This is a genomic window from Xenorhabdus bakwenae (genome assembly GCF_030272115.1).
GTDB classification, from domain to species: Bacteria; Pseudomonadota; Gammaproteobacteria; order Enterobacterales; family Enterobacteriaceae; genus Xenorhabdus; species Xenorhabdus bakwenae.
Map to the genome: position 1 here is coordinate 17689 of NZ_CP119193.1, position 11762 is coordinate 29450.

12 protein-coding genes are annotated in these 11762 nt (G+C 38.5%); all 12 read right to left on the minus strand.

Annotated features, from left to right (window positions below; genetic code table 11):
• Positions 1 to 26 precede the first annotated feature (26 nt).
• The 12 genes from PXH59_RS00235 to PXH59_RS00290 all read right to left on the minus strand — a co-directional run bounded on the left by PXH59_RS00235 (position 27) and on the right by PXH59_RS00290 (position 11762).
• Positions 27 to 830 carry a magnesium transporter CorA family protein gene (locus PXH59_RS00235; protein WP_285808159.1) on the minus strand — a complete coding sequence of 268 codons (804 nt, stop codon included), beginning with the start codon at positions 828 to 830 and terminating at the stop codon, positions 27 to 29.
• 3 nt (positions 831 to 833) lie between these two features.
• The gene (locus tag PXH59_RS00240; RefSeq protein ID WP_285808161.1) at positions 834 to 1271 is read right to left on the minus strand and encodes a hypothetical protein; all 438 of its coding nucleotides are present in this window, start codon (positions 1269 to 1271) and stop codon (positions 834 to 836) included.
• 4 nt (positions 1272 to 1275) lie between these two features.
• On the minus strand, positions 1276 to 3297 hold the full coding sequence (locus PXH59_RS00245; protein ID WP_285808163.1) for a hypothetical protein: 2022 nt from the start codon (positions 3295 to 3297) through the stop codon (positions 1276 to 1278).
• A gap of 218 nt (positions 3298 to 3515) precedes the next feature.
• Positions 3516 to 4877 carry a baseplate J/gp47 family protein gene (locus PXH59_RS00250; protein ID WP_285808165.1) on the minus strand — a complete coding sequence of 454 codons (1362 nt, stop codon included), beginning with the start codon at positions 4875 to 4877 and terminating at the stop codon, positions 3516 to 3518.
• A gap of 3 nt (positions 4878 to 4880) precedes the next feature.
• On the minus strand, positions 4881 to 5222 hold the full coding sequence (locus PXH59_RS00255) for a hypothetical protein (protein ID WP_285808166.1): 342 nt from the start codon (positions 5220 to 5222) through the stop codon (positions 4881 to 4883).
• Between the two features lie 2 nt (positions 5223 to 5224).
• On the minus strand, positions 5225 to 6271 hold the full coding sequence (locus PXH59_RS00260) for a glycine zipper domain-containing protein (protein ID WP_285808168.1): 1047 nt from the start codon (positions 6269 to 6271) through the stop codon (positions 5225 to 5227).
• A complete protein-coding gene (locus tag PXH59_RS00265; protein ID WP_285808170.1) occupies positions 6249 to 8903 on the minus strand; it encodes a hypothetical protein in 2655 nt (884 codons plus the stop codon). Before PXH59_RS00265 ends, PXH59_RS00260 begins: the two co-directional genes overlap by 23 nt.
• A gap of 129 nt (positions 8904 to 9032) precedes the next feature.
• On the minus strand, positions 9033 to 9830 hold the full coding sequence (locus tag PXH59_RS00270; RefSeq protein ID WP_285808171.1) for a hypothetical protein: 798 nt from the start codon (positions 9828 to 9830) through the stop codon (positions 9033 to 9035).
• Between the two features lie 5 nt (positions 9831 to 9835).
• Positions 9836 to 10351, minus strand: a complete 516-nt coding sequence (locus tag PXH59_RS00275; protein ID WP_285808172.1) for a hypothetical protein — start codon at positions 10349 to 10351, stop codon at positions 9836 to 9838.
• Positions 10341 to 10697 carry a hypothetical protein gene (locus tag PXH59_RS00280; RefSeq protein ID WP_285808174.1) on the minus strand — a complete coding sequence of 119 codons (357 nt, stop codon included), beginning with the start codon at positions 10695 to 10697 and terminating at the stop codon, positions 10341 to 10343. Before PXH59_RS00280 ends, PXH59_RS00275 begins: the two co-directional genes overlap by 11 nt.
• A 10-nt stretch (positions 10698 to 10707) precedes the next feature.
• Positions 10708 to 11265, minus strand: coding sequence for a hypothetical protein (locus PXH59_RS00285; protein WP_285808176.1), 558 nt, complete (start codon positions 11263 to 11265; stop codon positions 10708 to 10710).
• Complete coding sequence (locus PXH59_RS00290) at positions 11262 to 11762, minus strand: hypothetical protein (protein WP_285808178.1); 501 nt, start codon at positions 11760 to 11762, stop codon at positions 11262 to 11264. Before PXH59_RS00290 ends, PXH59_RS00285 begins: the two co-directional genes overlap by 4 nt.

Here is an 11762-nt window from a genome sequence, read left to right on the forward strand (position 1 = left end):
TCCCTCAATGAATGAGGGAATATGATTTATACGCTAATTTTTTTATTGAGTTGGTGCAATTCTTCTTGGAGTACTAATGTTCGACGTCCATTATCTATGGTATAAGCGGCTAATTCTGCAACAATATTGCTCTTGAACTGGTTTAAATCTTCCTGAAGCTCCAGTGTGCGGCGATCATTGTTGATAGTATAAGTAGCCAACTCCGAAATAAATTTCTTCCGAAGCTGAGTTAATTCTTCTTGAAGACTCAATGTCCTATTGCTTTCAGCAATATACTTTTTTTTGAGTTGATCTAACTCTTCTTGGAGATTTAAGGTTCGACGTCCATTATCAATAGTATAAGCTGCTAACTCAGCAAAATCAGCGGCAGTAACGGGTTTTGATGGTAAAGCGAGTTCAATACTATTTACTGGTATTGATGTAGACTCTGTAGACTCAGCAGAAAGAGTGACCTTAGCGAGCATTACTCCGTTAGCTGGTACTATATCACGAACGTAGATACCGACAGCTGATGCTTGATTTATAGCATATTGAGCTTCCAATACTACAAACTGTGTTTTACCCGGTGTTAATGTGAGTTGTTTAGCTATGTGTCCTGGCATTCTTGCTGTTAGTGAGTAATTTCCTACTTCCAATACAGCTATGCTCTGCTCACCGTTACCAGTAATTTCTACATTCAAGCCATTTTTAGGCTTAACAACAAAACCTGCATAAACACCTTTAGGTAAAAGACCATGTAATTTCTGGTTCATTGAAGCCCCAGAATAGTTTTCGCGCCATGCGGTGTCGATTCTCAGGTCATTCATTGGTTGTTGAGGAAAGGTATTCATCTATCACTCTCCTGAAATTGGAAAGTTAATGTATGGATGAGTATTAATACCTTCTTCTGGTGTTACCCAATCAGGTAGATCAATGCTCACAGCAACTAAATCACCGTCTGCATCATAAAGACCGGTTTGGCTATATTGCTTTGGCTCTGAAATGGTGTTCTCTGCCATAATGCAACGAAATAATAAGCGGCCTTGTGCCCAAACAATATCTTCTTTAGCGTTAATATTTCCCTCATAAAATACATTTTTAATGTCGTTGTCTGCTGAGTTAAATGGTGATAAAGCCGGTGGACTTTTACTGTTATCTATCAGTAAAGGATCGTGACCAAATTTGAACTTCATAATTTTGAATTGCGGAGCAAGTCCTGCAATAGAAAGTGCATTTTTTTCGTAAAAACGAGGTAATAGTTCTGCTATTTGCCAAGGTTGATTTGTTGACATAGTGCTAGCTCCAAAGTGGTGTATCTAATGGCACAAAATCAGTTGGGATTTCGTCAAATCCTAACCACGGGTTAAAATTAATCTGAGTTGACTGGCTGAGTTCGAAAGGTGATGGAGAAACATCTCTTTTCATGCAGTCATAGGCGATTTTGTAAATTAAGGGATAACGTGTGTGTGCTTCTTTGTTCTGGGCAGAACTATGTAAGGCAAGATGAGTCTGAAACTGATGCAACTTAGCGCTATTTTGTTTTATTGGAGGTATATCAGCTCCATCTATTCCAGATATTGAAACAGACCCAATAGATGTAATAAGAGCTAAATCCAGCGACCAATTTGTACCAAGCTGATAATTTGCTCCCGAAGATTTCAGTGTAGTGCGGCTAAGCCCGTGCAGGGATGTATCTGTAACAATACTGTCAGCAGGAACGTCATCAAATCGGCTATGCATGTTGAAGGTCAAATACAAATACCGGACGGCGGACAGGGTTGCTCCGGTAAAGCGTATTTCTTCAAGCGCTAAAGGCGTCTGACGTACAGAATGAGAGGTTGCCTGAATTGGGCTTATTTTATCCCCTTCTTTACCAGACAATGATATGCAGTGATTGCCTATATCAAAGATGAGATCTAGAGACCAATCTGCACCAAGCTGATAATTTGCTCCCGAAGATTTCAGTGTAGTGCAGCTAAGCCCGTGCAGGGATGCATCTGTAACAATGTTGTCAGCAGGAACGTCATCAAATCGGCTATGCATGTTGAAGGTCAAATACGGATACCGGACGGCGGACAGGGTTGCTCCGGTAAAGTGCATTTCTTCAAGCACCAAAGGCGTCTGACGTACAGAATGAGAGGTTGCCTGAATTGGGCTTATTTTATCCCCTTCTTTACCAGACAATGATATGCAGTGATTGCCTATATCAAAGATGAGATCTAGAGACCAATCTGCACCAAGCTGATAATTTGCTCCCGAAGATTTTAGTGTAGTGCAGCTAAGCCCGTGCAGGGGGGCATTTGTAGAAATGCTGTCAGCAGGAACGTCATCAAACCGGTCATGCATATTGAAGGTCAAATACGGATACCGGACGGCAGACAGAAATGCTCCGGTAAAGCGTGTTTCTTCAAGCGCCAAAGGCGTCTGACGTACAGAATGAGAAATTACTTGAACTGGGTTTATTTTGTCCCCTTCTCTACCCGATAACGGTATGCGGCGACTACCAATATCAACGAAAAGGTCCAGAGACCATGACATACCAAGCTCATAGTCAGTTCGCTGGGTTATAACACCTTTCAAATGTTCTACATATAGTGGGCTTTCATCAAGCCAGGGTATATCAGCCTGACGTTCATCAAATGATGCTGTCAGACGGAAAAACATGCTGTTGCTATGTCCAATAACTTGCTTTACAAGATAATGGCTTAAGGCTTCATAGGTGAAATTAATAGTGAGAATGAAATATTCACCATCATAGACAATGTGAGATGGGCGAAGCCGATCAATCTCTCGCTTGGCTATGGTGATAAATTCACTTTTTGTCATCCCAAGACGATGTAAATACGCCAAGTCTACGGTTATTTTTCCGCGAGATGTCATCCAGAAATCATTTAAATTCCATGAATTAAGATTAATTTCTTGCTCTGTGAACAGGTTATCTTTCGCATAGGAAAAGCTACGATTTGAGTAAAGCGGCTCCCATGTTACGTTCAAGCCGGCGAAGTTAACTTGTAATGAATTAATAAAAGGAACAATTGTGTTCTTTTCGTGGATATTAGCTCTTTGCCAGGAAATAGATAAACGTTTGCTTGATACATCGATCGGGAGAGCTGTATCGAAATAGTCCCCAAATTCAGCAATCTTTTTATTAAGGTGTGAATCATTAGCTGTGAAAATGTTTTTACCATCTTCAAGAGTTTGTAAATTAGCAAAGAAATAGGTATCCCAAAATTCTTCCAATGCTTCAGCAAGCTCAACCCATTGGGCAGAACCTTGTTTGCTCTTTGTCAGACGCTCAACTAACCATTTTTCAGCCACAGGAAAAACCTCACTCAATATCTTGAGTGAGGTTACGGCTTCAAGTTAAGCCCTGCTACGACAAAAAGATTTTTTCACTGACTATGCCATAGGGTGTAAAGATCCAATAGGTATTTAAAAGTATTAATTAGATATTTATAAAATATAGTATCTATATTCAATAGATACTTAATCTTGCATTGGTTGTATAGCTGATATTGAGTTGCTTCATCGTGGAATCAAGGTCGATGTATATCATTTGCTTTAGGTTTTTTAGGCTCAAAATTACCTGCCATTTCAATATAGATATCATCTTCACTTTCAAAGATATTCAGATTATTCATCATCCGATAAAGATCGCGTTTTAATGCTTTAGATTTCTTATTTGCTGCGTCTTTGCCATAGTTATTCCAGAGAGTGTCACTAATCACTCTTTGCGCCTCTGCTAAAGTCACATTTCTGAGTAATTTTCCTGTAATTTGAATAGTAAAAGAAAGCGCTTCGACAGGAACATTTTGATAACGGCGATTAAACTGTGGAATGTTATCTGTCATGTAATTTTCAATTTCAGGACCTATGTTAGAATTATCTGGAGCGTAAACACAAACAAAAATTTTGTTTACGTTCTCCAATCTCATTTTTCCATCCATCCGTTCTTGTTCAGCTTCACCCCAAACATGGCCCCAAATGACTTCAGGAAAATGTTGCTTGATGAAAAAAAGGTAATCGTCATCCCAAACGTGATTGTTATCATAAAGAGGGGAGTATAAAGCATTACGGCGCAATTCATCTGTTTTTTCGCGAGATGTGCCACCTGTAAACAATGATGCAGTTTCAAACTCCACACCTTCAACATCATTGACAGGTGTTAGTGTCTGGTTGGGCATTAGTTTTGTATCACCATCAGTAAGCCAGACTTCGATTTTTATTTTTGAGTTTTTTGTTGGTATTAGGCCGAATATATTGTTACCAAAGCGAACTCCAACTTGATCTGTATGGGAATAAAACTCATCAAAGACTTTTTCCATACTAGAATTACGAAAACGTGTAGTTGATTGCCACTCTTCATAACCACTACCCATATCAACAAATACTCGGAATTTATGCAGATTAGTACTAATACCCCGTCCAAATTCAAATTCAAGGAAAGGCTGTTCTTTTTCAACTACAAAATGCAGTTCCTGACGTTTAATTTGGCAACCATCAACGAGTATTTCACTATTAGCCGGTACTAAAAATGATTCATTGATCATGTAATAGACTTGATCTTCTGAAACAATAGGATAATAAGATGTCGTGCTGTATTGTTGGTTTATTTTATTTATAATGCGAATTTTACCGCGACTGGGCGTGGCCTTTCTCGGTAAATATTGTCGATCTTCTGCCAGTGCTAAGATAGAACTACGGTTATACGCAGTGCTCAAATAGCCTTCCTGGTTTGCTCGCTCTAATTTGTGTAACGCATACTCAAGTGCTAGGTTTTGGAACGTATTAATTCCCTGAAGAACCTGACTATCTGCCAATGCTTCAAGTGTTGGTTTTTTTCTAACAATATCGCTAAAAGAAGCTATTGCTTCTGCCTTGTTTTCAAGATTATTCATGGATTACCTTAGAGGGATATTCTTAGTGAAGAAACCATATTGATGTGCGATTATTATTTTACATAAGTCGATATCAGGGAATGTTATCCTTATTCCTTTAATTACTACTCCCCGTACATCCTGGGGAAGCTTTCCTACTATTGCCATTTCTATCATAACTGCATCATCTTCAGTTTGTGCGCAAAACTGAAAAACTCCAAGGTTATGACCCCAGGCCGGATTATCCGCAATGGTATGTTCAGCATTGGCAAACCATTCTTCAATATTATTATTTAGAGCCTTGCCGTCTAATAAAACAGCCAATCCTGTACTATCAATATTCAGAAGATGGTTTAATTCTTCCATTGTTAGATCCTGTCATGTGCCATTAAAACAAGTGTCTTATCTGTAAATTCGGTTTGAATTGATGCAGGAACCAATTGATTACCAGATTGAGAAGCAGCATAACTAGGCCCAGAAGATGAAGCACTAACACCACTTTGTTGCTGCTGTTGAGATTTATCCATTGCATCAACAATCGCTTTTCCCAGTTTCTTTTCATCAATTTTGGCTAGGATTTCTTGTTTTTCTGTGTGAGTTTCTTTGTTTTTAAGTGTATTCAGAGTTAATTGTGATTGAGTAATCTCCGGTAATGGTGTTTTTAGTTGTCCAGGTGCCAAAGAAAGCTGTGGTGTTAGATAATTTTGATTACCAGATATTGCTGATTCTCGGCTTAATTGTGTATCAACCACTGATACTTGGGCTATCTGATTTGTTTCGGTTTTACTTAGTGATTCGCTTTCTTTAGTGGTGTGATCTGTACTGGTCTGATTTTCTAGAGTAATTTTAGTTTCTCTTTCAGCTTGAGTTTTACCGTCAGTTCCTTCCATTCGATCACTGATAGCTTCTCCAACAATATCGCCACCTTTACTACCTAACCATCCTCCGATAGCAGCACCCAATAACCCTCCGATTATTGTACCAACCACAGGAACTACTGAACCTATAGTGGCGCCTATAGCACCACCAACGCTGGCACCACCAAAAGATCCAGCTGTAGTTGCTCCTACCTGAACAGCTTTTTGTGAATTAGTCAGATCTTCTCTGTCTTTTATTTCGTCATATTTGAAATAACCATCAGCTAAAGCGGCTACTGGTCCAGCTGCCCGCCCAGCGAATGAACCAATGGTTTTTAACGTTCCTCCAGCTATTTTGCCTACAGCTGTATTAGAAAGTGTTCCTGTAGCATTTTTAATTCCTTGAGCGGCCTGTCCTAATTTTGTTGTTGGCGCCGCTTTTGTTGATGCAATAGCCGAACTCCCTGAATTTTTAAAACGATTAATAAGAGAATTAAACCGACCTTTACGTCCTTTAGTTTTTTCATGTTTAGTTTTATTCTTCTTCTTTTTTTTCATCTCCATTTCCAAACATATCGGTAAGCTCGCTGATGCTATCCATCAAAGAACTTCCATTCTCTTCACTACTAAGTTTCTTTTTTTCTATAGTCTTTATCAGCTCCTTATGTTGTTTTTGGGATTGAGATAATTGCTTATCGAGTTTCTCTACGATGGCATCATTGCTATGACTTATCTTGCGTTCTTTAACCACACTGGCTGACGTTACATTGTTGATGTGGTTTATAAAGGATTTTTTGTTTGTTTTTTGGTAAGAAGGTTCTATTGATTTTTTCGTTTCATGGTGTTGTTGGTTTTTTCCACTTAGTGGAGAGGTTTTGTCTTTGTGGGTATTTATTGAATATTTGTTATATATAGAGTTTATATCTTTTTCATGTGTATTTTGTATTAAATTTATATCTGAATTGCGTTTATCGTTATGTTTATTCTTTCTATTTACCCATAGAGGTTTTGGTTTTTTATTAATATTTTTTTGATACTTATCATATATCGATTTTGTATTTGATTTTCTTATTACATTTTCTTTAGCATAGAGTGGAGTTGCTTGAACTAGGCTTTCATTAATAATGTAGCTCTGTTTATTGTGTTTTCGGGTTGTAGGTTGTGATTCAGATATTGGGACGTTCGTTCCATACTCATTCTGGAAGCCATCTTTCTTATTGAAATAACAATCTAACCTATTATTTTTCTGGTAAATATTGTCTTGATACCCAGGATATCCCAGTTTTTTGCTTAATCCGTGCTCAGTGATCTCCTTGTTGTCCTGCACCTTCGTATGAGCATCTTTATCATATTTTTGGTGTTTAGACTGAACTTCAGTAATAGGCACATTTATCCCATCACGAGGATAGAAATCACTCTTATGATTTCTATGATCATTTTTTGAGTCATTAAAATTGTTTGTTTTTTGGTAAGTGTTACTTGGATATTCAGAACATATCGATGGAGTATTTGAACTTTTTGTAATGTGTTGCTGACAGCTTCGTATAGAAATAGCCCGATCTCCATTAACTACGAGATCATGCTTATCACGATTTTGGTTTTTGGGTTGAACTTCAGTGATAGGAATATCTGTTCCATTAATTGTAGTACTCGGGCTTTTAGGCTGAACTCCCGTGATCGATGTATTTATTCGATCATCATGCTGATGACTATTTTCCTGATCAGAAGAATCGTTCACTTCAGTGGTATCATTTTGATACTCAGAAGATACTAATTTTGTATTTATATTGTGTGTTATATCCTTTCGTTTGCTTCGGACAGCTTCGGGTTTTGCTTGAGCGGGATCTTTATTAACAAAACGACCCCGCTTATCACGTTTTCGGCCTTTAGATGGCACCTCAATAACAGGTGTATCTGCCCCATCAACAGGTTGGTAACTGTCCTTATTATTGTTAAGGTTAGCTTCTTGACTAGTAAAATCACTTATTTCTTGAGAGGTGCTATTTTGGTACTCAGAGGATACAGATTTGCTACTTGACTCACTTGTGGCGATTTCTTGAGTATTTTGGACAGAAATAGGTTCTTCCGATAGTTCTCCACTAATAAAGCGTCCATTTTTATCACGCTTACGGCCTTTGGATTGAGTTTCAGTATTAGGAGTACTTGTCCCATCAGTAGTGTGATTGTCATCATTGGTGTTTTTACCTGTTATTTTTCCAATAACTTTCACACCAAGTGAACTCTCTGTTACATCATCGACTGCTTCTTTGACTTCTTTAACTGCACCCCAAAGAGAACCACCGACTGCTGTACCCATTGCATCAGTAGTTTTATCACCAGCATCGATTTTTTCTGTTTCTTCTGAAAATTTTTTGAACATATTCCCGACTATTTTTAATAGTCCAGAATTCTCTCTTTTATCTTTTTGCTCTTGTTGAGCCTCCTGGCTTGCAGACTCTTGTTCTTTATTTTCTGAATTAGTATCTAATTCTTTAGTCTGATTATTTTCAATAGATTGGGATTGGTTATTCTCTTTGCTATTACTTTTACGTTTTTCTGGTGTGGTCCTAAGCTTAGTGTTCGATGTTTCTGATTGGTTTATTTTTGATGATTCAGGTTTGTTTTTTTTGCGATTTCTTATCTCTACTTGGTACTGATGTTTCTCTGTACCTAACTGATTGAGAACTTCTTTATCTTTGTCAGTAGATTTATGATTCGAAATCGTAGCTGTTTTGTTGTGTTTAGTGTCAGAGAGCTTGTTTTTATTTTTTGGCTGTACTGATAAGTGGCCACTTTGTGCTGTATTTTTATCCTGTTTGGCTTTTTTTTCTGTTATTTTCGAGGTTGTAGAATATCTATCCTTATTTGGATTTTTAATATCTTGATTTTTACTTTTAGATTTAGTTTTTTCTGTATTATTTTGATCTTTAAAAGATTCAGAATTTATATTGTTTTTGTATTCAAAAGGTATTAATTCTATATCTTTATTGATGAATCTAACGGTAGAGTTTTGATTTGCCAGTACCCCATGTCGTAATATAGCAGATGTATTGGCTTCAATTTTATCAAGAATGGAAAGGATCTTAAGCTGCAAATCCTCTTCCTGTTGTTGCTTATCTGCAACTTGATCTACAGATAACAATTCCTCTGGTTCTATAATAATTTGTTGTGGTTTTTCTTTGATGGACACAACTACACTACCTTTCTATATCGTTTGTGCATAGCCAAGACTCGGCTTCGAGGAGAGTGAAGCAAACTATCGATTGGTTGACCGGCATCAAGGGACAATTCATTGAGAATGATGTCCCATGAACTACTGCTATACTCGCGGAATCCGGCGGTAATCCCGAAAGGGCAATAACAACTCAGTTGTCACCTCCCTGTTCTCGGTTTTCTTTATGGTAGGGCAAGTATGAATTGGTGACCGCAACATAATCTTGCCGTCTTCACTAATCTTACTTGGTAGACCATGCGTCATTTCATTAATGACTGAATCTACGGCTTTAGTTAAAGTTACATATCTAGTTTCGGGAAGTTCTCGGAGCCAATTATTCAAGTTAGCTTCTCTGCGTGAAGAGTTTTTCTCATGATCATCAGATAGATAAAGTTTAGCTTTGAGCTTATAAAAACGGATCTCTGCTTTTTTGCGTACAGCTGCTGAAGACTTATTATCTTCTATCATCAGAGACAAACGTATGCTTTCCAGTTCTTCCATATGCTTACCGGTGAGTGGAGAAACCACTAGTTTACGATTTTCAAAAGTCAGCTCACGGCAAGCCATACCCTCCATTTCCTGATAGTTATCAGCTAAATCACGCATGTCAAATTGGTGTGTGTGAGTTTGCTGGCAGTGGGGACATTGGTAATCCAGTTCTACATATGTATCTTCAGTTGTGTGTATCCAGTACCAAAATAGTCCAAGGCGGCGATCTTCTGCTGTCCAGTCCCGGCTATCAATAAAACTAACTTTATCTTGAATAGTGTTGAGGAATTTTGTTGTTAATACCTCTTCGTGTTCTGGTACAACATCGCAAAAATCCAGACTTTCAGCTGTCGTTGCCTCACGGATTAAAATTTGCTGTATAGGTTTACTTGGAAGTGAAAAAGGCGCGAACATGATAGTTATACCCCGCTTCTAAATTGAATAACGGTAAGAGGAAACTCTTTGAAACTATGCTCTCCATAGCTCTGAGTAATATCGCCTAGCTGAACAGGCGCAACTGAATAGGTTTCAGATAACACTTCATCGAATTCCACACCTTTGTGGATCAATGTGTATTTTTTCCATTCTCGAATCCACTTAGTTTCTGGATTTAATGGTGGATTTACTGTGCCATCAGAATTTGCAACTTTAGCGCCCCACTCGATAAACCATTTGCGTATGCGTTCATCGTCATGGTCACGTACCGTCATTGAAATAGAGACCGGCATTATGGCGGTTGGAAATTGAAGCTGATTAGCACCAATTTTTATGGTGTCATATTCCAGTTCTATTGGCCCATAAGTGACATCCTTAATGAAAATATCAAAGTCTAATGGTTGTCCTTCAATTTCGAGTTTAAATTGCCACTGATGCTGGAAATGAGTACGGATCATTTTCTTAACCAGTATCTTTTCCCGGTTAAAATCAGTAGCCATGCTGCGTATCCATCACATAGTCGTTCACAGTTTTATATAACTGACTGATAATGGGATAAGGCATCTTGATATGACGATTGGCCATGAAAAATTGACGAAGAGAATCAGAAAGAGCGTAATAACCCTTTGGCTCATTATCTGATGTCATTTGGGTATAGAATGTGACTCGTTCACTGACAAGTTTATGCTTATCTACAGCATAGATATGGCTATTATGTTCAACCAGCCACACAGTATTATGTTCCCCAGCTACTTTGCATGTCTGCCATTCACCAACCAAAGGACCTTCGGGTGTAATTTGATAGAAATACAAGGGAGAGCCAATAGTGACTTTATTTCGTTGCATGGAAACTCTCTTAAAGCAACATAGAAGGCATAAGCAGATTGCCGAACTCTTCCATTTGTTCTTCTAATGAACGCTTGCGTTCATACAATTCTGTGACTTGTGGAATACCATCAAGAGGCAATCCTGCCGCGCTGCGTGAATACATTTCACGTTCAGCATTAGGAATTTCTATTAAGACTTTGAGGTATTTTTGGAGTAATCCAGTAATGTGGTTTGGCAACTCATCTTTATCTAAGTCATATTGGCTGATTGCTTCCAAATACTGAATTTTGAAAGGATCACCACTGTAGTCAGTGGTAATGACATTTATTTTACCGTCATCAAGTGTTACTTCGTGCCATACCTGATCAACATCATTTGCTGTAACTACTGTCATGAAATACGGCGGTATTTTAATACCACCGATTTTTTGCTGATTCAATGTAATAGTGATGGACTGGATAACCCCCGCCCTATCTTGATACTCATTAAGCGCTTGTATTAGCAAAGCTTCGAGTTTCTCAGGCTCATCATGATACAGTGTTATAAACTGTCCTTTAACTCGCTCTAATAGGGCGTTGGGTGTCATCCTGCGTAGCCCCCAATGCGTTCAAACCAGTTGTACTGGAATGTCACTGGAATACGAACCGTACCAGTACGGTTTTCAGTATCAAGGTCAGCAGGATCAGCGCCGATAATAACGTCTTCGAGTACGTAACCTCTTTCATCCATGTCTTCACTATGTAAGACAACCTCAATGTTAACGTATTCTTTGTTGTCTACGATCTTAGCGATGGTGTTGATAACATCCCCACGCTTAATCTCAACAATTTGTGCAGCCATATCGCCGTCACGCTTTGTTGCACCATATTGACGGAAACCCTGCCCATACTGGCCTTGGTCTTCGACAGGCTCTCCGCGCTTTTCTTCAGGAAGTTGAGCTGTACGGATCAATGCTGAAATTTCTGGATATTCACGAATACGCACCAGGAAATCCGATGCAACCGCACGTTCACCAAGAGCAACGTTCTTCTTGTGGGCTTGTCGTAGTAGATTGACATTCCCTTTAGCATTAGGTACAGCCAT